Below are 25,685 nucleotides of genomic sequence, written 5' to 3'. Positions count from 1 at the left end.
CCGACACTGGTATCGCGACGGTTCGAATCCGTCGGTCGGCGTTAAGGCGGCCACAGCGGCGGGGCCACACCCGTACCCATCCCGAACACGGTAGTTAAGCCCGCCAGCGTTTCGGCCAGTACTGGAGTGCGCGAGCCTCTGGGAACACCGATTCGCCGCCTGCCATTCATTACTCACCGCGAGCGGCCGCTCGGCCGCTCGCGTGTTCATCACACGGCGAGTGACAACTCCGTCACTCGCCTTTCTGTCCTTGGTGCGCGGCTGCTACGTCCCCACCCGATCGACGAGTGGCGACACTCGATTCGAGCGAGCCGCTGCCTCGGGAAACACTACCACCGTTGTTAGTTGCGAAACTTTATAGAACACACAGCCCTGCGTGCGCATGTGACAACCACACAGTCCACACCGCCCGCGTTCGAGGAGACGGCCGAGCTGGACATGATCCGCCAGACGGCCCGCGACGTGGCTGCCGGCTACGACGACGACTACTGGTTCGAGGTCTCGCAGGGCAAGAAACCGGAAGAGTTCTGGCAGGATTGTGCCGATGCGGGCTTCCTCGGTGCCGCCATCCCACAGGAGTACGGTGGCGAGGGGATGGGGTTCTGGGAGCTGAGCGCCATCGTCGAGGAGCTGTGCACGCAGGGCTGCATGGGTGCGGAGATGCTGTTCGTCGTGAACGTCTGCTTCGGCGGCATCACGCTCGTCGAGAACGGCAGCGAGGCACAGAAGGAGGAGTGGCTCCCGAAGATCTGCAACGGTGAGGCGAACTGGGCGATGGCCCTCACGGAGCCGGATGCGGGCCACAACGCGCCGAACATGACCACCTTCGCCGAGAAGGACGGCGACGAGTACGTCATCGAGGGGACCAAGCAGTGGATCTCGGGCGTCGACTACGCCGACCGGATGCTGACGGTCGCACGGACCGAGCCGAAGGACGACGCGGCGAAGATGCAGGGCATCACCCTGTTCCTCGTCGACCCGGACGACCCGAACCTCGAACTCCGGGAACTCGATGTCGGCATCCCCACCCCGGAGAAGCAGTTCGAGCTCTCGTTCGACGGCGTCCGCGTCCACGAGGACGACGTCGTCGGCACGCCCGGGATGGGGCTCTACCAGCTGTTCGACACGGTCAACCCGGAGCGGCTGCTCGGCTCCGCGGGCGCTATCGGGACGGGCAAGTGCGCGCTCAACCGCGCCATCGACTACGCGAAGGAGCGCGAGGTCTTCGACCAGCCCATCGGCGCCCACCAGGCCATCCAGCATCCCATCGCCGACTCCTGGACGAAACTCGAGGCCGCCCAGCTCCTGCTCCGCAAGGCCGCGTGGATGGTCGACAACGAGCCGGACCCGAAGAAGACCGCCGAGGTCTCGAACATGGCGAAACTCCGCGCGACGGAGGTCGGCCACGACGCCACGGACGTCGCGGTCCAGACCCACGGCGGCAACGGCTTCTCGCGTGACTACGCCGTCATCGAGATGTGGAAGGGTTCGCGCCTGGGGAAGGTCGCACCCGGCAGCACGGAGATGATGCGCAACCACGTCGCCGAGCACACGCTCGGCCTGCCGCGGTCGTACTGACGCTCCGTTTTTCGCTCGGGTTCCGCGCACAGGCGCGGAACCACTCACTCAGAAACTCTGCACCAACGAAGCCGGGCCTCGCTCTGCTCGGCCCTGTGAAACCCGCTCGCTCCGTCGCGGATACGCGATTCCGCTTGGTCCCGTCGGGACCGCTACGCTTTTGCCGTCCGTTGGACTAGCAACGGGTGCGGGCCATGGTGGCAGAGTCCGGCCGAACGCGGCGGCCTGCAGAGCCGCATATCGCCGGTTCAAATCCGGCCCATGGCTCTCCTTCGTAACCCTACCACGGTAGAATCGTCATCCGTCGTCGGAACCCCAGCACACCCTGAGTTCCATGGCTATCCGGGTGGTCCAGCGGATACTCGAAGCCAGGTGGCTATCGCTCGCGCCGGTCCCTCCGGTTCGTCTGGAACAGCGACTCGACGCCCTTCAGCGCGAGCCGGGGGCCGAGCGTGCCCAGTTCGAGAGCGAGGCGGCCGGGGTCGCTGGCCGTGACGCTGGTCCGCCGACCGCTGGAGGCGTTCTCGACTGCCTCACGGACGTCGGCGGCCGACGCGACGTCGGGGTCGACCGTCAGGACGGTCTCGTCGTCGCCGTCCTGGATGGTCACCCGGACGCCGTCGGTCGTCTCGTCGGCCTCCTCGCTGTCGGTCGTCCCCTCGATGCCGTCGCCGAGATGAGCGTAGCGGTCTTCCTTGGACATATCAGTCGTCTGTGTTCGCCACCGCCTGTCGTTCGTCCGCGCCGTGCGCCGCGACGATTGCCGCGAGGTCCTCGTAGGCCTCCAGGAGCGACTCCTGGTAGGCGCGGAGGCCGTGCTCGTCCGCGTACCGGAAGACGTCGAGCCCCTCGTCCCACGCCTTCGCGAGGACGTTGTAGTCCGGGACCGTCACCGGGAGGAGCCGGACGGTCTCGGTCTCGGCCTCGAGCGTCTCGCGGACCTGCTGGTTGAGGCTGGAGCCCTCGACCTTGTTCGGGAGGACCCCGATGACATCGAGTGCGAAGTCCGGCTGGGCGCGCTGGAGCTGTGCCTCCAGCGCGGTGACCGTGTCGATGACGCCGCCGATGGACTGCTCGCCCTTGCGCGTCATCTCCATCGGCACGAGGACGTTGCCGGTCGCAATGAGGGCGTTGTCGACCAGCAGGTTCAGCGTCGCCGGCGGGTCGACGATGACGTGATCGTAGTCGTCGGCGACGGGGGCGAGCGAGGACCGGAGCAGGAACTCCGCGGTGGAGATGCCCTGCGCGCGCGCCGTGCTCTCCAGCGAGGCGAGCGACTCGTGGCCGGGGACGAGGTCGAACGGCTCGTCCTCGATGAGGAGTTCGCGCAGGTCCCCATCGTCCAGGAGGACGTCCGTGATGGTCGTCCCGTCCGCGGTCTTGGCCTCGGCGTGGCCGGCCGCGGCGGTGAGACTCGCGGGCTGGGGGTCCAGATCCACGAGCAGTACGTCGTCGCCCCGGCGCCCGAGCGCGGCGCCGAGGTTGATGGCCGTGGTCGTCTTGCCGACCCCCCCGCTCTCGGACCACGTCACTAGCTCCGTCATTCGTCCCGCTCTTCTGCGATAATGCCCTAATAGCTTGCTACGTGGGCTCACCCCAGGATCGCGACCACGAGCCAGTCGACGACGCCGACGGCCAGCAGCAGCGCCCCCTCGGTCCGCGAGAGGGTCCGGCGGGTCACGGTCAGCAGGACGGCGAGACCGGTGACGACACAGAGCCAGACCGTGGCCTCGACCGCGACCGGCGCGAGCGTCAGTGGGCGGACCGTGGCGGCCACGCCCAGCACGCCGAGCAGGTTGACCACGCAGGATCCGAAGACGTTGCCGGCCGAGACGTCGAGTCGGCCCTGTCGGATGGCGGCGACGCTGGCGACGATCTCCGGGGCCGAGGTCCCTAGTGCGACGACCGTCTCCCCGACGAGCCAGTCCGAGAGTCCGGCCGCCCCGGCGATACCGACGGCGCCGTCGACGAGCAACTCCGCACCGACGACGATGGCGACGAGGCCGCCCAGCAGCCAGAGGGCGTCGACGGCGGGCCGATGCTCGGGGACCGGCGTGTCGACGCCGAGGTCCGGCCCCCGTGCGATACCCAGGACGGCCAGCCGGCCGATGTACGCGAGGAGCAGAACGGCGAGGAGGCCGCCCTCGAGGCGGCCGAGCTGGAGGTCCGCGACCAGCACGGCCACGAGCAGGGTCGCACCCACCAGCACGGGTCCGTCGCGCCGGGCCAGTGCGGCGGGCGTCGGCATCGCCCGGACCGCCGCGGCGCCACCGAGGACGATGCCGAGGTTGATGACGTTCGAGCCGACGACGTTGGCGACGGAGATGTCGGTCCGGCCGGCCAGCGCGGCACCGACGGTGACCGCGAACTCCGGTGCGGAGGTGCCGATGGCGACCACCGTGAGGCCGACGACGAGCGGCGGAACGCCGACGCGCGCCGCGAGGTCGCTCGCCCCCGCGACGAACCGGGACGCACCGAGCCAGAGCGCGACGATTCCGAGGAGGACGGCCCCGGCGTCGAGAACGAGTGGGGTGGCGGCCACACCGACGCTCCGCGTGGCCGGCGCTTAGTGGTGGTGCTCCGTCACGCGTACGCCGCGAACTCCTCGCCGGCCACGAGGAAGTAGCCCGTCCCGAGCAGGCCGACAGCCGTCGCGAGACCGAACGCGACGGTCGGTCCGGACAGCACGGTCCCGGCGACGGTCACGCGGCCGAGACCGTAGATGACGCCGCCCAGCAGCGCGGACGGGATGACCACGGTGTTGCGGACGAGGTAGTACGACCCCGTGACGCGGCCGCTGGCATCGCGCTCGGCCGGGCCGACGATGAGCGCCTTGTGCGCGGGGAGGCCCGCGAACCGGAGGCCGGAGAAGGCGAAGAGCGCGACGAGGACGAGCTGGTCGGCGGGCGCGGCGATGAGCATGGCCGGGAAGGTGGCGTACACCGCGAAGCCGACCGCGACGACGGGTTTGAGGCCGACGCGCTCGGCCAGGCGCGAGACGGGGACCATGCTGAGCAGCGCGACCACCATCTCCGCCCCGAGGAGCACGCCGAAGAACGCGGCCGGGGTGAGCGAGACCGGGCCGAGTGTGAATCCAGCCAGCGTGAGCGCCGGGAGTTGCAGCCCGACCGCGAGGAAGTCGGTGACGACGATGACGAAGAAGACGTACACCATCCCGTTGGCGAACCGGACGAGCGTGTCGGCCACCAGGAGGGGCCGGAGGGGGTCCGGGAGCGATCGGAGGTCGTCGACGACGGCGCCGATGCCGGCGAACGACTCGCCGACGGTGTCCTCGCCGGCGTCGTACAGCAGGTGCTGGGCGACCGTGGCGACCGCGCCGAACACCACCGCGAGGACGAGGACGCGCTGGAAGCCCGCGACGAATCCGGGCGTGAGTGCGAGCAGCGCGGCCGCCAGCAGCGGCCCGACGAGGAAGCCGACCCGTCGGAACGTCTCCGTCGCCGCGAACCCCGCCGCCAGCTCCGCGTCCGGCACGGACTGTCGGACGACCGCGAACGTCGCGCCGAGCCCGAACGACTTCCAGGCCTGTGCGAGGAACAGTCCGGCGAACACCCAGGCCCACCCTGGAACCACGAGCCCGCTCACCGCGAATCCGAGCGCGGGTGCGAGCGCCCACAGCCCGAACCCGAGCGTGGCGACGACGCCGAACAGGGTGAGCGCGAGCCGCGAGCCGATCCGGTCCGACAGCGCCCCACCCGGGTAGGGGTAGAGCGCCCCGATCAGGTTGCCGACGCTCCCGTACAGCCCGACGACCGCCGCGCCGGCGCCCAGCGTCCGCAGGTACTCGGGCACGTACCGCCCGGTCATCTGGAAGGCGAGGCTGAACGCGAACATCGCCAGCGACAGGGTGAGCACGTCACGCTCCAGCGAGAGGAACTGGCGGAACGCGGCCAGCGCGTCCGGCCCGCGGTCGGTCGCCATACGAACGGGAGGGGTGGGGACCCCGTAAGCGATACTCCGGAGCGCTATGTACTCCTCGGCATCACGGATCGGGAGTGGTACTGGTCGCGAGTCCCGCGAATAATGTCGATGAGGTGGATATCACTGGCGAGTATGATGTATAGGTGGTGAACGTCGGGGATTGACGAAGGATTTTGGAACAGTGGAACGTGGTGGGGAACGAGCGTCGGAGTGGTGGGGACGGCGCCCCGGCGAGTTACCCGCCGAGGTAGGTCTCGCGGATGTAGTCGTCGCCGCGCAGCTCCTCGGGGGTGCCGGTCTTGACGACCTCACCGTTCTCCAGCAGGTACATCCGGTCGGCGTGGTCGAGCGCGAACGTGACGTTCTGCTCGGTCAGGAGGATGGAGACGCCCTGCTCCTGGATGGGGTCGATGGCCTGGGAGATGTCCTCGAGGATGACCGGCGCGAGGCCGATGGTCGGCTCGTCCAGCACCAGGAGGTCCGGGTCGCCCATCAGCGCGCGGCCGATGGCGAGCATCTGCTGCTCGCCGCCGGACATCGAGCGGGCGTTCTGGTCGGTCCGCTCCTCCAGGCGCGGGAAGAGGTCGTAGACGAACTCCAGCTGCTGCTCGACGTAGCTCTCGTCGTCGATGGCGTAGGCGCCGAGCCGGAGGTTGTCCTCGACGTCCATGAAGCCGAAGAGGTCCCGCTCCTCCGTGCAGTAGATCATCCCGCGGTCGACCAGCTGGTCGCGTGGGACGCTGGAGACCTCCGTCCCGCGGAACTCCACGTTGCCGCCGTAGCCGAGGAAGCCGTTGATGGTGTCGCAGAAGGTGGTCTTCCCGGCACCGTTCGGGCCGATCAGGGAGACCAGCTCACCCTCGTTCAGCTCCAGGTCGACGCCACGCAGGGCGGTCACCTTGCCGTAGGAGACCTGGACGTTCTCGGCCTTGAGTACCGTGCTGCCGCCGGCGGCAGCACCCGCACCGGCACCCGCTCGGGACTGGCTGCTCATATCTCATCACCACCGAGGTACGCTTCTTGAACTTTCGGGTCGTCAGTGATCTCGTCGGGCGACCCCTCGGCGATCTTCGCGCCGAACTGGATGACGAACGCGCGGTCGATGAGGTTGAGCAGGCCACGCATGTTGTGGTCGACCACGATGAGGGTCATGCCGTTGTCCCGGAGGCTGAGCAGCACGTCCGTCAGCTCCTGGACCTCCTGGCCGGACAGGCCGGCGAACGGCTCGTCGACCAGCATCAGGTCGGGGTTCGTCGCGATGGCCTTCGCGAGCTCCAGCTTCAGCATCCCGGCGTGCGGGAGTTCGCTGGGGGTCTGCTCGAGCTGGTCGCCCAGCCCGACGCGGCGGCAGATCTCCTCGGCCAGCCGCGTGGTCTCGCCGCCCACGCCCGCGAGCGTGAACAGCTTGTCCGGCGCCAGCGACAGCGCCACGTTCCGGACCACCGTGCGGTCCGAGAGCGGGGCGAAGTCCTGGAAGGTGCGGGCCATCCCCGCCTGGACCATCTCGTGGGAGTCCAGCCCGGTGACGTCCTCGCCCTTGAACCAGACGGTGCCGTCGGTCGGCTCGTAGAAGCCGGTGACGCAGTTGAACGTGGTCGACTTCCCGGCGCCGTTCGGGCCGATGAAGCCGAGGATCTCCTGTTCCTGGACGGCGAACGACAGGTCGTCGACCGCCGTCAGTCCGCCGAACTCCTTCCGCAGGTCGTTGGCGACGAGGACACCGTCCTGGGGGCCGAACCCGCTCTGTTCGGGCGTCAGGCGCTCGCCGCTCTCCTGTTGATCAGTACTCATTGTTATCGACGCTCGTCGATGATGTCACGCAGTTCCGCGCGGTACTTCTCGATGATCTGTCCGAGGGCGGAGTCACCGTCGCCGCCCACCGACTCACCCTCGTACTCCTCGCCGCGGGCCGAGGCCAGCACCATCCGGCCGCCCCGGATGCTCGCCCGGAGGATGCCACCGGGCGCGAACACGAGGACGGCCATCGCGGCCGCCAGCAGCGGCAGCGGTCGCAGGTTGGCCAGGTCGAAGCCGATGAGGGGGTCGATCACCCCGATGACGATGCCGGTCGCCGCGTACACCACCGCCCCCACGATGGGGCCGACGATGGTGCCGGTCCCGCCGAGGATGGAGATGATGATGAGGTTGATGCTCTGCTGGATGTCGTCCTGACCGAGGATGCCCAGGGGCGTCGGGGTCTTGATGGTGTGGACCCAGATAGCGCCGCCGAGCCCGGCGACGAGCGCCGAGAGGACGAACGCGAACAGCTTGAACTTCGAGCCGTCCAGTCCGGCGGCGGCGACGGCGTCCTCGTCCTCGCGGATGGCGGTGAACACCGACCCGGCCGAGGACCGGGTGACGCCGATCAACACCATCAGCACCACGACCATCAGCCCGAGTGCGAAGTAGTAGTTCGCGAGTGCGGTCTGCTGGATGCCGGAGTAGCCCGAGGCCAGCTCCACGACGGAGCCGCTGCCGTCGATGCCGAACAGCTGTGTCGGGAGGCCGGGGCCGTTACGGCCACCGAGCCCGTCGGGCGCGATGGGGATGCCGAGCGGGGTGAAGCTGTTGTTGAACAGCGTGAACAGCTTCGACAGGATGATCGGGACGATGAGCGTCACCAGCGACAGGTACGGGCCGCGGAGTCGGAGCGCGGGGAGCCCGACCAGCACGCCGCCGATGCCCGCCACGATCATCCCGACGGGGATCCCGACGACCGGCGTGATGCCGTGCTGGATGTCGAGGATGGCACTGGTGTAGCCGCCCAGCGCGATGAAGAACGCGTGCCCGAACGAGAGCTGTCCGGTGTACCCCGAGACGACGTCCCACGACATCCCGAAGATGGCGAGGAAGATGAGGGTGGTCGGCCCCCCCATCTGGTCGGGGTAGCGCGTCGTCGGGAGCAGCACGAACAGCAGGAGCCCCAGCAGCCCGATCTGGTACCGCAGGGGCATCGTGATGGGGTTGAGCTTCTCGAGCACCGCCTGGCGACGCTCGGCGCCGGTCGAATTACCGATGATGGATTCGTTCTCGGTCGACATTATTCAGCAGCCTCCCGCCCGAACAGGCCTTCGGGCTTGACGAGTAGGAACACGATCAGCAGGACGAGTGCGGAGAACCCCTGCAACGAGGAGTCGATGTACTGGGTGGTGATGGTCTCGGTGAACCCGATGATGTAGGCCCCAACGACGGAGCCCTTGATCGAGCCCAGACCACCCAGGATGACGATGGAGAACGCCAGGATGAGCGGCTGGGTACCCATCGTCCAGGTCCCGGTGTTCTTCATCGTGAGGAGCACGCCCGCGATGCCGGCGAACGCACCCGCCAGGAGCCACGTGATGAGGTTGATCTTCCGCGAGTCGATGCCGACGATGGCCGCGCCCTTGTCGGACATCGACACCGCGAGGATCGCCTTCCCGGTCTTCGTCCGGGAGACGAACACGCCCGTCAGGACGACCAGCAGCATCGACAGCACGAAGATGAACGCGCTGATGTTCTGGAACCCGATGCCACCCACGTTCGTGCTGCCCTCGACGATGAGGTCGACGGAGAAGTTCCCTGTGCCGGTGAGGAACACCCGGCAGGCGTGCTGGATGAAGAACCCGATGATGAACGTGAGGATGAGCAGCGTGACCGGCTCGTCCTCGACGAACCGGACGACCCCGAGGTAGAGGCCGCCGCTCACGAGTGCGGCAGTTATCATGCCGCCGATGAGCCCCACGGCCGGGTTGAGCCCCAGCTCCAGCGGGGAGCTGCCTCCGGAGATGAGCCACGAGGCCTCCGCCCCGATGGTGATTAGCGCGCCGTGCGAGAAGTTCAGGACGCCACCAACACCGAAGATCAGCGTGAACCCGATCGCGATGATCGCGTAGAGGGAACTGATCGAGATGGCGTTGATGATGACGTTTCCGAGACTGACCATGGTTTGTGTAGTGTGGTTGGTTTCCTTCGTGTGTGGTTGAGATGCGTTCTGGTGACTCGCCTCAGGCGTCCTTGCCCGGGGGGCCCTCCGTATTGGCGGGGTGGTCGCTGGGGTAGTCGATCCAGTCGGGGTAGGCGTACGGCGAGGTCTTGTTCTGCTCCGGGGCGAACGAGTGCATGACCCCGTAGTCCTCGGCGATGTCCTCGTCGATCTGCCACTGCTGCCAGACCGGGACGCCCGTCTCCTTCATGGAGGTCCAGGCCGGCTCGTGTGCGTAGTCGGCCTCGGGCGGGGTGAACTTGATCTCGGGCAGGATGGTCCCCTGGTCGAACTTGTAGGTCTCGAGTGCGTCGACCATCTCCTCGTTGGTGGGGATGCGCTCGAGGTCGTTGTCGAGGACGTAGCGGGCCATCGCGACGGCGTAGGCCTTCACCGCGTCGAAGGTGATGGGCCCGGAGTAGACCGGATAGGTGTCGAACTTCTTGCGGTACCGCTTCATGAAGTCCTGGGTCCGGGGCGTGTTCGTGGTCTGGGGCGTGACCGCGTTCATCGTGAAGATGTACTGGCACGCGCCCGAGACCTCCTCCCAGAACTCGTAGATCTGCGCGGGCAGGCTGATGCCGCCCATCTCGAAGTCCCGGTTCTGGTTGGCCCACTGCTTCACGGCGGCCGTGCCCGTCAGCGCCTGCGCGATGAGGTTGACGTCGGCCCCCGAGGACTCGACCTCGTCGAACAGCGGCGTCCAGTTCGTCGTCCCCGACGAGGAGCGCTTGAACACCGGCACGTCGTCGAAGAACTCGCCGATGTTCGGTTCGAGCAGCTCCGCGAACGGGTCGAAGGGAGCGATGTTCTCGATGAGGACCGCCGCGGAGTCCCAGCCGAGTTTGTCGGCGTAGAGGTTGAGGAACTCGAGTTCCGCGCGTGCGAGGTCGAAGGAGTTGATCGGGCCGGCACGGAAGTGCCACTTGAACTCGTCGTAGCGCTCGTGGACGATGCGACCCGGTTTCGGTCCGGCCGCCGCCGTGGTGATGTGGACCGTCTGGGTCGCCTTCATCGCGTTGAAGCACTGCAGCGTGACCTGCGTGAGGAAGGTCCCGAACGTGGTCTTGCAGCCCTCGGCCTGGACGAGGCGGTTGAACTCGTTGAGCCCCGTCCCCGGCGAGGCCTCGGTGTTACCCGATTTGGCGTTCAGCTTCGCGCCGAGGATGCCGCGGCCGCCGATGCCGGGCACGCCGTTCTGGTTGATGTCCTCGACGGCCAGCTGCATCGAGTTCCACATCGACTGGCCGACGGGGAAGCTCTCGGGCTGGGGCGCCAGGCACCCGATGTTGATACTCTCGCCGGCGAGCGGCTGTGGTGCCGGCGTGCCGCTCCCGGTGCTGGTGGCGTTGCCGGCGGGGCTCTCGAAGCCGCCGCCACCGCCGGGATTGTCTCGTGTCTTGCAACCCGCTGCGACCGCGGCGGCCCCACCGGCCCCCGCGTACTTGAGGAACGAGCGGCGGTCGCGACCGCCGCCCGCGTCTCCTGATTCCTCTGCCATGCTGTCTGTCATTGTTTACTGTCTCCGGTAAGCCGTTTCGCTGGGCACACCCGGCCGTTTAATAGTCGTATGCGCCGGGATACCACTCTGCCCGTCCGCTGCTGGTTCGGGTGGTCGGGCGCTAGCGCGTCCGCTCACTGGTCTGTTCACGTCCCCTGGTCCGCTGTCCATGCAAGCGTCACTCGGTGTGTGGAATACGCACACATAAATCCTCCCCACTCTATACAGTCCTTCCCGGTCCCCTCCTCGGGTTTTCCGGCTCCCTGGTCCGGGCTGGAGGGGTGGTTCCGGGCCCGAGGCCGGTCCCCCGGAAGCCCTCGAGGGTCGCCCCCGGCTCATCCTGAATGCATTGTTAGTTGACAGAATGGTCAGTGACCGTCGCTCGATCCCTATCTGAACAGTTAATAAAAATACACCGTCTAGAAGAGGTGACTGACATAAATAACCAGGTACTCCCAGCAGAGGGATTAGGGGGAACTCCCACCCGTGCCGGCGTACATGACAGAATCTACGACTGTCGTGAGCGTCGGAGCGATGGTGCTGCTCCTCACCGTCAGCGCGATAGCCGGCGGGGTGGGGGCCTCGGCGTCCTCGCCGTCGGAACTTCGCCACGGTGCGGAGAACGGGAACTACACGGTGAGCCTCCCGTTCGCGACGGACCACTACCCCCGGGGGAAGAACCCCGGCGGACCGAACAACGGGAGCATCAACCACTTCGCCGCGGCGACACCGGAGCTGTTCGAGAAGAAGGACGTTCCCGAGGGACTCGAGGAGGTGGACTACATCATCATCTCGAACCAGGACATCGACTTCTCGGAGTGTTCGACGTCGAACACGGCGGCGTTCGGCATCGACCGTGACAACGATGCCTCCGGGACGGAGACGGACGTCTCGCTGTTGAGCTACCGCAAGAACTCCCGGTTCGAGGCCCACAGCATCGTCGTCCAGTTCTACGACGACGACGACTTCGCGGCGTCGAGCCGACAGGACAAGGGGGGCAAGGAGACCGGCAAGGAGGACGGCGACAAGGACCCCGAGGTGTACCCGGACGACGAGATCGTCGCCCACCAGGGGTACAAGTCCGGCGGCGGGCCCTGTTACGGGATGCCCGAGGAGCCGGGCTGGTACCAGATCTCCGGCTTCATCAACGGCACCGGGTTCAACGGGAACTACGCCGACGTGACCATCCCGTCGCACTACTTCTACATCTGTGAGTGCCAGTCGGAGCGCGAGGCGTACGACCAGCTCGGTGCCCCGCCGGGCCAGGAGAACCCGTACGCCGACGACGGTTCCTCGTCCGGCAACGCCTCGTCGACCGCGACTCCGACGGCCACCCCGGACTCTGGTGGCGGCGGGAGCGGCGCGTCCACATCGACGGCCAGCGGGAGCGGCGCGTCCACACCGACGGCCACCCAGACGCCGACAGCCACGCCGACGGCGACCCCGACCCCCACGCCAACCGCGACCGAGACGGCTGGTGGCGGTGGCGATGATGGCGGCGATTCCGCCGGTGCGGGTGGCGGTGCCGGCGGTGGTGCGGGTGCGGGCGGCGGGACCGCGAGCGTGAGTGCCACGGCCGGTGCGAGCGCCGGCGGCGGTGGTGACTCCGGCGGTGCGGGCGCTGACGGGGACTCACAGCAGGCCGACCAGCAGGGCGCCGGCCCGATGACGCCGACCGCGGGCTCCGGCCCTGGCTTCGGGCTGGTGGCGGCGCTGGGCGGTCTCGCGGCGGCGGCGCTGCTCGCACTCCGGCGCGACTGAACCGAATCACCATACGGCACGCTGACGCCCGATTGCCCGGGTCTGTCGACCTGCCTTATTAACCATCCGTTCAGTGAATGCAAAATGGATAAATACCCGTGTACTCCCTGCGACGAGATTAGGGTGTCCCAGTCGGAGGTGGGGAACACATGTCACGACAGCGTACGGCGGCCATCCTCGGCGCGGTCGCGGTCATCGCGGTGGTGGTGGGGGTGACCGGTGGTGCCGGTGCTGCGCCCTCCACGGCCGATGCGGGCCACGGCGCGGAGAACGGGAACTACACGGTGAACCTCCCGTTCGCGACGGACCACTACCCGCGGTCGAAGAACCCCGGCGGACCGAACAACGGGAGCATCAACCACTACGCCGCGGGTACCCAGGAGCTGTTCGACGAGGCGGGCGCCTCCAAGGGCGTCGAGCAGCTGAAGTACCTGAAGATCGACAACCCGGACATCGACTTCTCCCAGTGTTCGACGTCGAACACGGCGGCGTTCGGCATCGACCGGAACAGCGACGACCCCGGCACGAAGGTCGACATCGACCTGCTCCGGTACATGGAGAAGAACGCCTTCAACGACCACTCCATCGAGGTGTACTTCTACGAGGGTGACGAGCTGGCCTCGCCCAGTCCCAACGACAAGGGCGGTGCCGAGACCGGCAAGGAGGACGGCGACGGGAACGCGGAGATGTATCCGGACGACCAGATCGTCGCCCACCAGGGGTACAAGTCCGGCGGCGGGCCCTGCTACGGGATGCCGACGGACCCGGGCTGGTACCAGATCTCCGGCTTCGTCAACGGGACGGCGTTCAACGGCAACGAGGTCGAGGTGTCGCTGACCTCGCACTACTTCTACATCTGCGAGTGCCAGACCGAGAAGGAGGCGTACAACCAGCTCGGCGCCCCGCCGGGCCAGGAGAACCCGTACGAGGGCGGTAGCGGCAACACCACGACGGCGACGGCGACGGCGACCCCCGAGCAGACGGCCACGGCCGGTGGCGGTGGTGGTGACGGTGGCGGTGAGTCGACCCCGACGGCGACGGCCACCGCGACGGCCACCGCGACCCCGACGGCGACGGCCACCGGGACCCCGACGGCGACCGATGCCTCCGGTGACGACGGCGCGAGTGCCGGCGGCGGTGGCGGTGGTGGCGCCGGTGCGGCCGGCGGGACCGCGACCGTGAGCGCCACGGCCGGCGCGAGTGCCGGTGGCGGTGGTGGTGGTGGCGGCAGCGGCGGTGGCGGTAGCGGTGGTGGCGGCAGCGGCGGTAGTGGTGGCGGCGCGGGTGCGGGCGGTGCCCAGCAGGCTCAGGCGGGTTCGGGCCCGATGACGCCGACCGCGGGCGCCGGTCCCGGCTTCGGGCTGGTGGCGGCGCTGGGCGGTCTCGCGGCGGCGGCGCTGCTCGCGTTGCGGCGTGACTGAGTGACTGCTGGAGCTCTCGCGGTCTTCGCTCCGCGCGGCGACGGCACCGTCGTCGGGCCGACCACGGGGTCCCGCTCGGACCGTCCCACGGGCGTCTCATGCAGGTTCGTTTATGCCCTCTCTCGACAAACTCGAGCTTTTCTGCATGAAGTGCTATAACACGGTATTTATGCTCGACATAACACAGAATTTTTGCATTTCAAGTACTTGGTTCCCTGCATGCGAACATCGGCGCTCGTCGTCGCGGCGCTCTCGCTCGCGGCGGTGGTGGTGGCGGGTGGAGCCGCTGCGGGTGGGGCTTCATCGACACCGCACGACAACGGCATCGGACTGAACTACACGGTGGGGCTGCCCAACGACCAGAGCCACCAGCCGGGAGCGGATAGCGCGGACATCCGGCACTACGCCGCGGCCAACGGCCTGTTCGAGGAGACCTCCTCGCCGGACGGCTTCGAGCGGATGGACACCCTGACCATCTACAGTCAGGACGTCCTCTTCGGCACGTGCTCGACGGAGAACACGAAGGCGTTCGGCATCGACCGGGACGACGACTCCCCCGGGACCAAGACCGACGAGGGGCTGCTCTCGCACCGGGAGAACTCCGCGTTCAACGAGCACTCCATCTACGTTGACTTCTACGGCGGGGACTCGCTCGCCGGGGAGCCGGTCTCCCTGCAGGACGAGGACCAGGTCGTGGCGGCCCAGACCGGCTGCTACGGGATGCCCGACGAGCCGGGCTGGTACCAGATCAACGCCCGCATCAACGGCACGGGCTACAACGGGAACTACATCGACACCGACGACCAGGGCACCGTCCGGTCGCACTACTTCTACATCTGCGAGTGTAGCAGCGAGCAGGAGGCCCGCGAGAAGCTGGGCCCGCCGCCGTCCGACGAGGGGTCCGGCGAGGACCCCGACGACGGCTCCTCGACGGCGACGCCGACGGCGACCCCGGAGCCGACGGCGACCGAGTCCACCGGTGATAGCAGTGGTTCGTCGACGGCGACGGCCACGGCGACGCCCGAACCGACGGCCACGGCCACGACGACGCCGACTGCCACGGCGACGCCGACCGCCACGACGACGGACACGTCGACCGACGGCGGTGCGAGCGCGGGCGGTGGCGGCGGTGCCGGCGGTGGCGCGGCCGGCCAGACGGCCACGGTGACGGCCACGGCCGGTGCGGACGCGAACACCGGCGGTGGCGGACAGCAGACCCAGCAGCAGACCGCCCAGCAGGCGGACGGCCCGGGGACGCCGACGGCCGGTGCGGGGCCGGGCTTCGGACTGGTGGCGGCGCTGGGTGGCGTGCTGGCGGTCGCGCTGCTCGCACTCCGGCGCGACTGACCCCCGAGCGGACGCACGAACCGCCGTCGGACGGCTGCTCCTTCCGTCTCCGGATGTACGAAGCGTTTAGTAGTTCCATCCGTTCCGGGCGACAAGACTCCGAATGGTGGGCAGATACGAAGGAAGTGGTGCGTTGATGGTGGCAACTGTGGTGGTTGCGGTTCTCGTCGTGGCGGGTGGTGCCGGGGCGACCGGTTCCGGAAGCGGGACGAACCACGGGACGAACGGCGACTACACGGTGTTCCTGCCGAACGAGATCGACCACTACCCCGGTGACCAGAACCGGGCGAACGGGAGCATCCAGCATCTCGCCGCGCTCGACGGGACGTTCGAGGGGACACCGTCGCCGAAGGGGTACGAGGCGGCCGGGTTCCTCATCATCGGGAACGAGGACGTCGACTTCTCGCAGTGTTCGACGGAGAACACGGCGGCGTTCGGCGTCGACCGCGAGAACGACGACGAGGGGACGAAGACCGACGAGTCGCTGCTGGCGGCCCGCGAGAACTCGCAGTTCAACGAACACGAGATCGTCATCGACTTCTTCGACCAGGGTGACCTCGCCGGCGAGCCCATCGCCATCAACGACGTCGACGAGGTCGTCGCCGTCCAGAACGAGTGCTACACGCAGCCGACGGAGCCGGGCTGGTACCAGATCAACGGCTTCCTCAACGGCACCGGCTACAACGGCAACCAGTTCGAGGTGACGCTGGACTCGCACTACTACTACGTCTGCGAGTGCGGGAGCGAGCAGGAGGCCCGCGAGAAACTGGGGCCGCCGCCGTCCGAGTCGGGTTCCAGCGACAGTAGCGAGGCGACGGCAACAGCGACGGCGACCGCGGAGCCGACGGCGACGGCGACCCCGGAGTCGACGGCCACCGCGACGGCCGAGGCGGCAGCGACCGCGACGGCGACTCCAGCGGCGACGCCGACGGCGACCGCGGAGCCGACGGCCACCGCGACGGTCGAGGCGGCAGCGACCGCGACGGCGACAGCCACCGCCGAGGCCACGGCGACGAACGCTGGCGGTGGCTCGGACGACGGTGGACAGGCCGGCGGGCAGGACACCGGCGGGTCGGCGGCCACGGGGACGGCGACCGCAGTCGGTGGCGGGAACCCCGGTGGCGCGCCGGCGACCCCGACGGTCGGTGCGGGGCCGGGATTCGGCGCGGCGGCCGCGCTCGCCGGACTGCTGGCGGCGGCGCTGCTCGCGCTCCGGCGCGACTGAATCCGGCCGACGGAGCCGGCTGCGCGGCCGGACGGGCACGCTCGCGGGCATCCGGGAGGGGCCGGCGCGGGCGCCCGTGAAAGACAACGCCTATTTGCGGCCGCGGTAACCGCCCACGTATGCAACGACGAGTCGCGGCGATCTACCTCGTCTTCTTCGTCGTCATGGGGGCGAGTGCCTACTCGGTCATCGCGGTGGCACAGCAGCCCACCATCGACCTGGATGGCGAGGAACTCGCAGTGGGCGATTCCATGACGGTCGAGGGCCAGACGTACACCGTCTCGAACATCTCCGAGACGAGTTCGGGCGGGGAAGGCAGCGCTACGACGCTCGCCGGTCAGCTCTCGGAGACGAACGAGTCGTTCCAGTACAGCGCGGAGCTGGCCAACGGGACGGCGCTCTCGCCGACCAACTCCTCGTGGACCGGCAAGGAGGGTGCGTTCTCGGCCACCATCGAGGACGGCGACCCCATCCGCTTCAACGGGAGCGAGCAGACCGCCAACATCACGGACGGGACCTTCGCGCTGGAGGACGACGCCGGCAACCAGACCACCACGTTCTCCGTCGGCGACACGCTGCCGTACGAGAACACCACCGCGACGGTCACCGGGATCGGCAACACCTCCGCGACGCTGGTCTGGGGGGACAACTACGAGGTCGTCATCCCCAACGGCACGTCGGTCGACGAGTTCCAGGCGGTCCAGCGGTTCAACGTGACCGAGCGTCTCCAGAACGACCCCGAGGTCGAGAACCAGGTGTACAGTGGCGAGGACGGCCAGTTCGTCCGGTACCGCAACGGCACCACGCAGCCGCTCGACGAGTACCTCCCCGAGCCGGCGTCGACGACGTTCGACGAGGGTGATACGCTCACCTTCCGGGCCGGCGAGGACCTCTCGGCCCCGGCCAACGAGACGACCATCGCCAACATCACCAGCGAGCGCGTGCGCCTCGAGTGGACCGGCCCCCGGACCACGAAGACCGAGCTGACCGAGGGCGCCAACGTCACGCTGGGTGGCCGGCTTCACACGGTCCACTTCCCCAACCCCAGCACCGTCGTCATCACCCCCGATGTCGGCAGCTACCAGAACCAGGTCGCCAGGCAGGACTACTTCGAGGAGCGCGTCAACGGCCTCTGGGGCGTCTCCATCCTCTCGGGGCTCGGCGCCGTGATGGTCGTGGCGCTGGCCTACCTCCCGACGCGGGGCTGACCCCCGGGTAAACGGTTATCGTCGCGGTTCGCTTCTCTCGGCCATGACACGTCGCCCGACCGGCTGGACCGTCGGAGCCGGCGCGCTGGCGGTCCTGGTCGGCAACCTCGTTCCCCTCGCCGGCGTGCGCTACTGGGGCTGGAGCCTCGCCGCCCTGCTCGTCGTCTACTGGCTCGAATCCGGCGTGGTCGGCCTCCTGACGGTCCCCCGTATCGGCCTCGCCGGCGTCGACCGGCCGCTTCGACCGGCGCTGGCCGCGCTCCGGGCGGGCGAGACGCCCGGCCACTCGGACGCGGGGTTCTTCGTCCTCCACTACGGCATCTTCTGGGTCGTCCACGGCGTGTTCGTCGTCGTCCTCGTCGCGGGTGCCGTGGAGGAACTCCCGTTCGACGGCCTCGGGGTGCCGAGTCCGTCGGTCGTGGCCGTCGGTGCGCTCGGATTGCTCGGGGCCCACCTCGGCCCGTTCCTCGCCGGCTACCTCGCCGACGGCGGCTACCGCCGGACCACGCCCGACCGCGAGTTCCTCCCGCCGTACGCCCGCGTCGTCGCACTCCATCTCACCATCGTCCTCGGTGCGGTCGCGCTCGCGTTCGTCGGAACGCCGCTGGTGCTGCTGGTGCTGCTCGTCGTGTTCAAGACGGTCGGCGAGCTGGCCCTGCTGGCCTGGGAGGAGCGGCGGCGACGGCCGGCGGTGCGGGCGGGTGGTGGCACGAGCGGAGTCTGAGGTGGTCGGAACCTGCTCGTCGCAGAATCACGGGCCGAGAGGGATTTGAACCACGGTCGGACGTGCTCGCTCACTGCGTTCGCTGCGCGCGACCTCCCTGGTTCAAATCCTTCTCTGCCGGTTCACTCACCGCCTCGCTGTCGCTCGGCGATTCGTTGTACGGGCCGAGAGGGATTTGAACCCCCGACCGTCTGGTCTCTTCCGCGAGTCCCCGGTCGAACGGGCACGTCACGTTAAAAGCCAGACGCTCTGCCGGACTGAGCTATCGGCCCTCGAACCGGGATTGTGTCGAGCCGTGTGTAACGGTTTCGGTCAGGTGCGGTCCGTGTCACTCGTCGCGGCTACAGCCGCTCGACGTCGTTCAACGCGGCTACAGCCGCTCGAAGTACTCCACCAGCGCGGCCTCGACGACCTCCGAGGGTTCGACATCGTCCAGCGCGGCACGGCGGCGGAGTTCGCGGTAGATGTCGGGCTCGAGCGACACGGTGAGTTGCCCGAGTTCGACACCGACCTCGGCGAGCGCTGCCTCGACGCTCATCCCCTCGTTGATGCGCGAGGCCGCCGCCCGGACCTCGCGGACGGTGAGGTCGTGGTCGAGCGTGGCCCAGGCGAGCAGGAAGCGGGCCTCGCCGGAGACCCGGGCGATATGTTTGGCGGCCGTGGGGGCGATGCGCCCGAGCGCGACGTACCGGCGGACGGAGCGCGGCAGGTCGTGGACGCGGGCCCACTTGCGGATGAAGGCGACCGTGGCCTCGCCGCCGGCGCGCTCGGCGGCGGCCTTGTACGAGCCCTCGCCGCGGACGAGCGCCGCACAGGCGGCCGCCCCCCGGAGCATGAAGACGTTGTCCTCGGCACCGGCGGTGTTCTGCGAGAACCGCCGGACGACGTCCGCCGCGAGTTCGAGACTCTCGGGGTCGGAGGGGTCGAACCCGACCGCCTCGTCACCGGCGACCTCGGGTTCGCCACGGATGACGGGCTGACCGACCGGCGACTCGCGGTCGGCCGGCGGTCCCTGCCCGTCGTGTCCCCGTCCTGTCATCGTGAATCCGTAGGAAGAACCGATGCAAAAACCTCCCGCCCGCGTGCGTCGGGTGTGACAACGGGTACCCGCCCCGTCGTGACGACACCGGCGGCTCAGTCGTCGGCCTCGGCCGCAGCTTCCCGCCCCTCGGAGAGGTGCTCCCAGACCTCTGCGCAGCCGCAGCCGTCCTCGACGTCGTCCAGGTGGCTCGTGTCGATCTCTTCCTCGTCCACGGTAGCGGCCTCCTCACTCATCACTGCCCTCCGGCGCTACCAGCTCCGGCGCCACGTCCGCGGCCGGCGCGACATCGCTTGGTTGGCGATCGGTCATCACTCCTCCGTACAGCGGCTCCCTGTATAAGGGCGTGCGCACGGACAAGCCTGTCCCCCACTCCCCACTATCGGATGGTGTTACCGGTACCGGCGACGGCACCGTTCCGACGAACCCGGCCGCAGTCTTGCGATTCTCCGGCCGTCGGTCCGTCACCGCATCGAACGACACGGGGCGAGCCACGCGGGGGACGACACGGTTACCTGCGGCGGGGTCTTTCTCGGTGTGTGGTCACCAGCATCCACCAGCTCGACGACGGGGCGTGGATCAGCGTCAACGACTCCCGCGAGGTGAACGTGAGCGACCTCTGGTGGCTCGCGCGGGCCGACTTCTGTACCTGCGAGATGGCCGACTTCCTCGCCGAGGGGTTCGTCGAGGTCGGGGTCGACCCGCCGGACGTCGCCGCCCGTATCGCCGGCCAGTGCATCGCCTGCGGGGAGAGCGGCGTCACCGACTGGCTGGCCGTCGGCCGGGTCGACCCGGACACCGGGACCTTCCGGAGCGTCGACACCGAGAGCGTCCACGTCCCCGACAGGCGGACCCGCCTCGCCCACCCGCCGGACGAGTGAGCGGTCCGCAACCGGTCCGGCGCCCCCCGCCACGGACCGGTTCGGCCGGCGGACGAACCGGGCACCCGCCACTCCCGGATGGCGGCTGGACCCCGGAACCACCTGCTACAACGTGTCGGCAACATGATCCGGTATCGGGAAGCACCGGGGACGCTTGGCGAGAGAGGCGTGCCTATACGTGGGGGCCTGTTCGTGGTGGGTATGCCGAGCAAGGTCGAAGGGTGGAAGGACGAGATCTACGGCAACGAGATCCGTGACCACCTCTTCGAGTTCGCCGAACAGGGCTGGGACGCCATCCCCGACGAGGAGCAGGACGCGTGGTTCGAGCGCTTCAAATGGTGGGGACTGTACCACCAGCGGAAGGGCCAGGAGAGCTACTTCATGATGCGCATCGGCACCCCGAACGGGGTGCTCGAGCCGGGGCAGCTCCGTGTGGTCGGCGAGATCACCGACGAGTACGCCCGCGGCCCCGTCGACAACCCGGAGTTCGGCGGCGCGTACGCCGACTGGACCACCCGCCAGAGCATCCAGCTCCACTGGATCAAGCTGGAGGACATCCCGGCCATCTTCGAGAAGCTCGAGTCGAACGGCCTCTCGACCATCCAGGCCTGTGGGGACTCCTGGCGGAACATCGTCGGCTGCCCCGTCGCCGGGAAGGACGAGCACGAGCACGTCGACGCCTGGCCCGTCGCGCGCCAGCTCCACGACGAGTTCAAGGGCAACGAGGCGTACTCGAACATGCCCCGGAAGTGGAAGGTCTCCGTCACGGGCTGTGACGAGGGCTGTGGCCAGGGCGACATCAACGACCTCGCGTTCGAGCCCGCGGTGAAGGAACTCGATGGCGAGGAGGTCACGGGCTTCAACGTCCGCGTCGGCGGCGGCCTCTCGCGCAAGGAGCCCCGCTTCGCCCGCGACATCGACGTGTTCTGCACGCCCGAGGACGCCCCGAAGGTCTCGGCCGGCATCTCCGCGCTGTTCCGCGACCACGGCGACCGCGAGGACCGCTTCAACGCCCGCATCAAGTTCCTCATGGACGAGTGGGGGCCGGAGAAGTTCCGTCAGGTCCTGCAGGACGAGTACATGGACTACGAGCTCCCGACGGCGGGCGAGGACCTGCGCGACCAGTACACCTACAACGCCGGCGACGGCGAGCATGGCGACCACGTCGGCGTCTTCGACCAGCCCGACGGGAGGAACTACGTCGGCCTCTCGGTCCTGACCGGCCGGATGGGCGCCGACGACGTGCTGGAACTGGCCGACCTGGCCGACGAGTACGGGAGCGGCGAGGTGCGTCTGACCCAGCGCCAGAACGTCATCGTCACGGACGTCCCCGACGAGAAGCTGGAGGCGTTCCTCGACGAGCCGCTGCTGGAGGACTACTCGCCCGACCCGCATCCGTTCATGCGCGGCTCGCTCGCCTGCACGGGCACGGAGTTCTGCTCGCTCTCCATCACCGAGACGAAGAACCGCATGGTCCGGTACGCGCGCTGGATGCGCGACAACGTCGACGTTCCGGAGGGCGTGGAGGACTTCCACGTCCACCTGTCGGGCTGCACCGCATCCTGTGCCCAGCCCCAGATCGCGGATATCTCCCTGCGTGGGATGAAGACACGCAAGGACGGCGAGCCGGTCGAGGCGTTCGACATCGGCCTCGGCGGCGGCCTCGGCGAGGACCCGCACTTCGCGGACTGGGTCGAGATGCGCGTCGCCGCCGACGAGGTGCCGGGCTACATCCGGAACCTGCTCGCCGACTACGAGGAGCGCCGTGAGGAGGGCCAGTCCTTCCGTGACTTCATCGCGGCCCACTCCGAGGAGGAGCTGCAGGAGATGGGTGAGCCCGAGGAGACCTCCTACGAGGACCCCTACATGCACAACACGAAGATGACCTGGTACCCCTACGCCGAGGAGGACGACATGGGGTCCAGCCCGGCGCCGACGGACGGCAAGGGTCAGTCGCTGCCCGCCGACGACTGAGGCGCGATCACGTTCCTCTCGGCCCGGGTTCCCCGTTCGGCTACAGTTCGCGGTCCCAGTCGATCCACTCCTGCTCCCAGCCCTTCCGCCGCTCGGCGGCGCGCTGGGCGTGCTCGCGGTCCTCGCGGACCATCCGGTTGCGCTCGACGGTCGTGGCCTGCTCGCCCTCGACCAGCATCGGCGCGAACGCCGTCGTGCCCAGCCGGTCGAGCGTCTCGTAGCCGCCCGGGGCGTCGGCGGGTGAGACGACCGTGAGCGTCTGCTCGCCGCCGCCGACCGGGAGCACCAGCCGGCCGTCGGGCGCGAGCTGGCGCAGCAGTCGCCGCGGGGGCTCGATGGCCGCCGCCTCAACCAGCACGCGGTCGTAGGGGGCGTACTCGGGGAGCCCCTCGGCGCCGTCGCGGCAGTCGACCAGCACCTCGCCGTACCCCGCCGCCGCCAGGTTCGAGCGGGCCTCGTACACCAGCCGCCGGTCGATGTCGACGGCGTGGACGCGGCGGGCGCCCGCCAGTTCCGCACAGACCGCGGCCGTGTAGCCGACGCCGGCGCCGACGACCAGCACCTCGTCTCCCGGCTCCGGCGCGAGCGCCTCCACCAGTCGCGCGGCCGTCGACGGCGACAGCACACGGGTTCCGTGGCGCTCGAACGACCGGTCGGCGTAGGCGCCGCGCTCCTCCTCGACGAACGCCTCGCGGGGCACCTCCCGCATCGCGACGCTGACGGCCTCCGAGCGGACGCACCGCTTGGCCTCGTGTTCGAGGCTGTCGACCATGTCGTCCCGGAGCACCGCGGGGTCCATACCCCCGGAAGGGAGCGACGAGTATTGAATCCCGCGGCCACCCTCTCCCGCCGGAGTCGTGCGATTTCAGCGGCCGAGGCGGTCGCTCGACGCCCGTCGGACGCGCTCGCCCGACAGCCGCGCCTCGACGGCCGCGCGGTCGCGCGGCGTGTTGACGTTCCGGCGCCAGCCGCGCAACCGGACGGTCTCGACGCGTCCCTCGCGGGCGAGGCGCGCGATGGCGTCGGAGAGCTCCACCTCTCCCGTCTCACCCGCCCCCACTGCACGACACGCCTCGAATATGGCGGGCGTGAACGCGAAGCAACCGGTCTGCACGAGGCGAGCGGGCGGTGAGCCCGCAGGGCGAACGTCGCCGGACGTGTCCGGCGGAAGGGAATCGGGCTTCTCGACCACGTCGCGAACCCGTCCGTCGTCGTCGGTCGTCACGACGCCCACGCGACGCGCGGCCTCGCGGGAGACGCGCTCCACGAGGAGGACGGCGTCGGCGTCCGTCGCCGCCCGGCGTGCGACCAGCCGGCGGACGTTCGTCGGGCCTGCCCCGTGGCCGAAGACGTTGTCGGCGTTCAGGTGGACGAACGGGCCGTCGACGGCGCGCTCGGCACACGCCAGCGCGTCGGCCAGGCCGCGCTGTGCGGGCTGCTCGACGTAGGTCAGCGGGAGGCCCTCGTACTCGTGGCCGAACCGTTCGCGGACCCGCTCGCCGCGGTGGCCGACCACGACGACCGCCCCCTCGACCACGGGCCGGACGGCATCGAGCGCGTGCGCGAGCAGCGGCCGGCCCGCGACAGGGACCAACGGCTTCGGGCGCCAGCCCGTGAGCGGCCCCATCCGCGTCCCGCGGCCGGCGGCGGGGAGGACGGCCTGCACGCGCCGACGGAGACGGCGGGGCCGGAAAACGCTTTCCAGCCACGGGTTTTTGCCCACGGGGACGAACGGACCGGTATGGTCGACCGGACGGACCACGCGCCCGACCCCACCGATCACACGGTCGGCGCGGGGGACGCAGTGGACGACAGGGACCGGTCCCCGGAGCCCCGCGAACAGCTCGCGGAGGCGTTCCTGCCGACCGTCGCGGTCACCGTGACGGCGGCCGTCGTCATCTCGGCGATACTCGGGACGGGCCTGACGACCCTCGTCGCGGCGGTGGGCTACCTGCTGCTCGTTCCGCTGGCCGCGTTCCTGCAGGAGCCGCTCGTCACGATGGTCCGCGACGACGACCCGGTCGACGAACAGCAGGCCGCACTCGACCGCCTCCGCGACCGCTACGCCAGCGGCGAGATCGACGAACTCGAGTTCGAGCGGCGGCTCGAACGGCTGCTGGAGACCGAGACGGTCGAGGACGCCGCGGCGAGGGGGCGCCGGGACGTGGACCGCGGCGGGGCCACCGCCCCCGAGCGCGGCGAGACGACCCCGGAGGCAGAGGAGACGTGAGCGGGGACGACCTCGACGGTGACGCCGAGGCGCCCGGCCGGAGCCGCCGCGCGTTCAGGGTGGCCTACGACGGGACCGGCTACCGCGGCTTCCAGCGCCAGCCACACGGCGATACCGTCGAGGACGCGCTGCTGGACGCGCTGTGTCGGCTCGACGTCCTCGATGGCGACCCCGGCGCCGAAGGCGACAGCCGCGAGACGCCGCCCGGGTGGGCCGCCGCCGGCCGCACGGACCGGGGCGTCTCGGCGGTCGCCCAGACCGTCGCCCTCGACGCGCCCGACTGGCTGACGCCCCGCGCGTTCTGCGGCGAACTCCCGGCGGACGTGCGCGTCTGGGCCAGCGCCGAGGCGCCGCCCGGCTTCCACGCGACCCACGACGCCCGCGAGCGTCGCTACGAGTACCACCTCCACGCGCCCGAGGCCGACGAGGACGCCGTCAGCCGGGCGTGCGCACGGCTCTCGGGCGCGGTCGACCTGCACAACCTGAGCGCCGACCCGCGCGGCGAGGGAACCCGGCGTGACCTCTCGCTGTCGGCCGAGCGCGACGGGGCGTATCTCCTGTTGCGGGCGCGTGCCGACGGCTTCCCCCGCGAGTGCGTCCGCCGCCTCGCGTCGCTGCTGGCGGCGGTCGGGAGCGGGGAGCGCGACCTCGCCTTCGTCGAGCGCGTCCTCGGCGACGAGCCGCTGCCGGGCCCCGACGGTGTGGCGGCGGCCCCGCCGGAGCCGCTGGTGCTGGTCGACGTCGACTACCCGGGGCTCGACTTCACCGTGGATCAGCGCGCGGCGGCGACCGCGTGGACCGTCTTCGAGCGCCGGCGGGTCGAGCGGACGACGGGCGCGCGGGTCGCCGAGCAGTTGCGGCGTGGCGCCTCGCGGGACCCCTGAACCGACCCC

General features: G+C 69.4%; 24 protein-coding genes, 2 tRNA genes and 1 rRNA gene. 13 read left to right on the top strand and 14 right to left on the bottom strand.

Annotated elements, in window-relative coordinates:
- The first annotated feature begins 42 nt into the window (after positions 1-42).
- The 3 genes from rrf to P2T62_RS19680 all read left to right on the top strand — a co-directional run bounded on the left by rrf (position 43) and on the right by P2T62_RS19680 (position 1,845).
- Positions 43-164: ribosomal RNA gene (gene rrf / locus P2T62_RS19690) — 5S ribosomal RNA — on the top strand.
- 220 nt (positions 165-384) lie between these two features.
- Positions 385-1,578 (top strand): acyl-CoA dehydrogenase family protein, encoded by a 1,194-nt coding sequence (locus P2T62_RS19685; protein ID WP_276258720.1) that lies wholly within the window; start codon positions 385-387, stop codon positions 1,576-1,578.
- 191 nt (positions 1,579-1,769) lie between these two features.
- Positions 1,770-1,845: transfer RNA gene (locus P2T62_RS19680), tRNA-Cys, on the top strand.
- Positions 1,846-1,954: 109 nt separating this feature from the next.
- Here P2T62_RS19680 and P2T62_RS19675 read toward each other — a convergent pair.
- The 9 genes from P2T62_RS19675 to P2T62_RS19635 form a co-directional block, all read right to left on the bottom strand.
- Positions 1,955-2,281 carry a hypothetical protein gene (locus P2T62_RS19675; protein WP_276258719.1) on the bottom strand — a complete coding sequence of 109 codons (327 nt, stop codon included), beginning with the start codon at positions 2,279-2,281 and terminating at the stop codon, positions 1,955-1,957.
- Between the two features lies 1 nt (position 2,282).
- Entirely contained in the window at positions 2,283-3,122 is an 840-nt protein-coding gene (locus P2T62_RS19670) for a ParA family protein (RefSeq protein ID WP_276258718.1), read from the bottom strand.
- Between the two features lie 47 nt (positions 3,123-3,169).
- Positions 3,170-4,120, bottom strand: a complete 951-nt coding sequence (locus P2T62_RS19665) for a sodium:calcium antiporter (RefSeq protein WP_276258717.1) — start codon at positions 4,118-4,120, stop codon at positions 3,170-3,172.
- A gap of 41 nt (positions 4,121-4,161) precedes the next feature.
- Positions 4,162-5,520 (bottom strand): MFS transporter, encoded by a 1,359-nt coding sequence (locus tag P2T62_RS19660; protein ID WP_276258716.1) that lies wholly within the window; start codon positions 5,518-5,520, stop codon positions 4,162-4,164.
- 235 nt (positions 5,521-5,755) lie between these two features.
- Complete coding sequence (locus tag P2T62_RS19655; protein WP_276258715.1) at positions 5,756-6,514, bottom strand: ABC transporter ATP-binding protein; 759 nt, start codon at positions 6,512-6,514, stop codon at positions 5,756-5,758.
- Positions 6,511-7,311 (bottom strand): ABC transporter ATP-binding protein, encoded by an 801-nt coding sequence (locus tag P2T62_RS19650; RefSeq protein WP_276258714.1) that lies wholly within the window; start codon positions 7,309-7,311, stop codon positions 6,511-6,513. Before P2T62_RS19650 ends, P2T62_RS19655 begins: the two co-directional genes overlap by 4 nt.
- 2 nt (positions 7,312-7,313) lie before the next feature.
- Positions 7,314-8,561 (bottom strand): branched-chain amino acid ABC transporter permease, encoded by a 1,248-nt coding sequence (locus P2T62_RS19645; RefSeq protein ID WP_276258713.1) that lies wholly within the window; start codon positions 8,559-8,561, stop codon positions 7,314-7,316.
- Positions 8,561-9,442 (bottom strand): branched-chain amino acid ABC transporter permease, encoded by an 882-nt coding sequence (locus P2T62_RS19640; protein ID WP_276258712.1) that lies wholly within the window; start codon positions 9,440-9,442, stop codon positions 8,561-8,563. The genes P2T62_RS19645 and P2T62_RS19640 overlap by 1 nt, the downstream gene beginning before the upstream one ends.
- A 61-nt stretch (positions 9,443-9,503) precedes the next feature.
- Positions 9,504-10,982 carry an ABC transporter substrate-binding protein gene (locus P2T62_RS19635; protein WP_276258711.1) on the bottom strand — a complete coding sequence of 493 codons (1,479 nt, stop codon included), beginning with the start codon at positions 10,980-10,982 and terminating at the stop codon, positions 9,504-9,506.
- Positions 10,983-11,480: 498 nt separating this feature from the next.
- Here P2T62_RS19635 and P2T62_RS19630 point away from each other — a divergent pair, with 498 nt between their 5' ends.
- The 6 genes from P2T62_RS19630 to P2T62_RS19605 all read left to right on the top strand — a co-directional run bounded on the left by P2T62_RS19630 (position 11,481) and on the right by P2T62_RS19605 (position 18,668).
- Positions 11,481-12,743 carry a hypothetical protein gene (locus P2T62_RS19630; RefSeq protein ID WP_276258710.1) on the top strand — a complete coding sequence of 421 codons (1,263 nt, stop codon included), beginning with the start codon at positions 11,481-11,483 and terminating at the stop codon, positions 12,741-12,743.
- 149 nt (positions 12,744-12,892) lie between these two features.
- On the top strand, positions 12,893-14,164 hold the full coding sequence (locus P2T62_RS19625; RefSeq protein WP_276258709.1) for a hypothetical protein: 1,272 nt from the start codon (positions 12,893-12,895) through the stop codon (positions 14,162-14,164).
- Between the two features lie 219 nt (positions 14,165-14,383).
- On the top strand, positions 14,384-15,511 hold the full coding sequence (locus P2T62_RS19620; protein ID WP_276258708.1) for a hypothetical protein: 1,128 nt from the start codon (positions 14,384-14,386) through the stop codon (positions 15,509-15,511).
- A gap of 136 nt (positions 15,512-15,647) precedes the next feature.
- Positions 15,648-16,736: a PGF-CTERM sorting domain-containing protein gene (locus P2T62_RS19615; protein ID WP_276258707.1), complete on the top strand. Its 1,089-nt coding sequence runs from the start codon at positions 15,648-15,650 to the stop codon at positions 16,734-16,736.
- Between the two features lie 119 nt (positions 16,737-16,855).
- Positions 16,856-17,944 (top strand): hypothetical protein, encoded by a 1,089-nt coding sequence (locus P2T62_RS19610; protein WP_276258706.1) that lies wholly within the window; start codon positions 16,856-16,858, stop codon positions 17,942-17,944.
- A gap of 43 nt (positions 17,945-17,987) precedes the next feature.
- On the top strand, positions 17,988-18,668 hold the full coding sequence (locus P2T62_RS19605; RefSeq protein ID WP_276258705.1) for a DUF6498-containing protein: 681 nt from the start codon (positions 17,988-17,990) through the stop codon (positions 18,666-18,668).
- 160 nt (positions 18,669-18,828) lie between these two features.
- Here P2T62_RS19605 and P2T62_RS19600 read toward each other — a convergent pair.
- The 3 genes from P2T62_RS19600 to P2T62_RS19590 all read right to left on the bottom strand — a co-directional run bounded on the left by P2T62_RS19600 (position 18,829) and on the right by P2T62_RS19590 (position 19,943).
- Positions 18,829-18,940: transfer RNA gene (locus tag P2T62_RS19600), tRNA-Lys, on the bottom strand.
- Positions 18,941-19,038: 98 nt separating this feature from the next.
- Positions 19,039-19,707 carry a DUF7119 family protein gene (locus P2T62_RS19595; protein ID WP_276258704.1) on the bottom strand — a complete coding sequence of 223 codons (669 nt, stop codon included), beginning with the start codon at positions 19,705-19,707 and terminating at the stop codon, positions 19,039-19,041.
- A 95-nt stretch (positions 19,708-19,802) separates the two neighbouring features.
- A complete protein-coding gene (locus P2T62_RS19590; RefSeq protein ID WP_276258703.1) occupies positions 19,803-19,943 on the bottom strand; it encodes a hypothetical protein in 141 nt (46 codons plus the stop codon).
- Between the two features lie 303 nt (positions 19,944-20,246).
- Between P2T62_RS19590 and P2T62_RS19585 the strand changes: the two genes are divergently transcribed.
- Together P2T62_RS19585 and P2T62_RS19580 are read left to right on the top strand one after the other, a co-directional pair.
- Positions 20,247-20,588, top strand: a complete 342-nt coding sequence (locus P2T62_RS19585) for a DUF8134 family protein (protein WP_276258702.1) — start codon at positions 20,247-20,249, stop codon at positions 20,586-20,588.
- A 201-nt stretch (positions 20,589-20,789) separates the two neighbouring features.
- Positions 20,790-22,562, top strand: a complete 1,773-nt coding sequence (locus P2T62_RS19580) for a nitrite/sulfite reductase (RefSeq protein ID WP_276258701.1) — start codon at positions 20,790-20,792, stop codon at positions 22,560-22,562.
- 40 nt (positions 22,563-22,602) lie between these two features.
- Here the strand turns inward: P2T62_RS19580 and P2T62_RS19575 are convergent, their stop codons facing one another.
- Both P2T62_RS19575 and P2T62_RS19570 read right to left on the bottom strand, forming a co-directional pair.
- Positions 22,603-23,361, bottom strand: coding sequence for a protein-L-isoaspartate O-methyltransferase family protein (locus tag P2T62_RS19575; protein WP_276258700.1), 759 nt, complete (start codon positions 23,359-23,361; stop codon positions 22,603-22,605).
- Positions 23,362-23,427: 66 nt separating this feature from the next.
- The gene (locus P2T62_RS19570) at positions 23,428-24,228 is read right to left on the bottom strand and encodes a nucleotidyltransferase family protein (protein ID WP_276258699.1); all 801 of its coding nucleotides are present in this window, start codon (positions 24,226-24,228) and stop codon (positions 23,428-23,430) included.
- A 75-nt stretch (positions 24,229-24,303) separates the two neighbouring features.
- Here P2T62_RS19570 and P2T62_RS19565 point away from each other — a divergent pair, with 75 nt between their 5' ends.
- Both P2T62_RS19565 and truA read left to right on the top strand, forming a co-directional pair.
- Positions 24,304-24,792, top strand: coding sequence for an SHOCT domain-containing protein (locus P2T62_RS19565; RefSeq protein WP_276258698.1), 489 nt, complete (start codon positions 24,304-24,306; stop codon positions 24,790-24,792).
- Positions 24,789-25,676 (top strand): tRNA pseudouridine(38-40) synthase TruA, encoded by an 888-nt coding sequence (truA, locus tag P2T62_RS19560; RefSeq protein ID WP_276258697.1) that lies wholly within the window; start codon positions 24,789-24,791, stop codon positions 25,674-25,676. The genes P2T62_RS19565 and truA overlap by 4 nt, the downstream gene beginning before the upstream one ends.
- The last annotated feature ends 9 nt before the right edge of the window (positions 25,677-25,685 follow it).

Source organism: Haloglomus litoreum (assembly GCF_029338515.1).
GTDB lineage: Archaea > Halobacteriota > Halobacteria > Halobacteriales > Haloarculaceae > Haloglomus > Haloglomus litoreum.
This window is presented reverse-complemented; position numbering and strand designations above follow the sequence as displayed.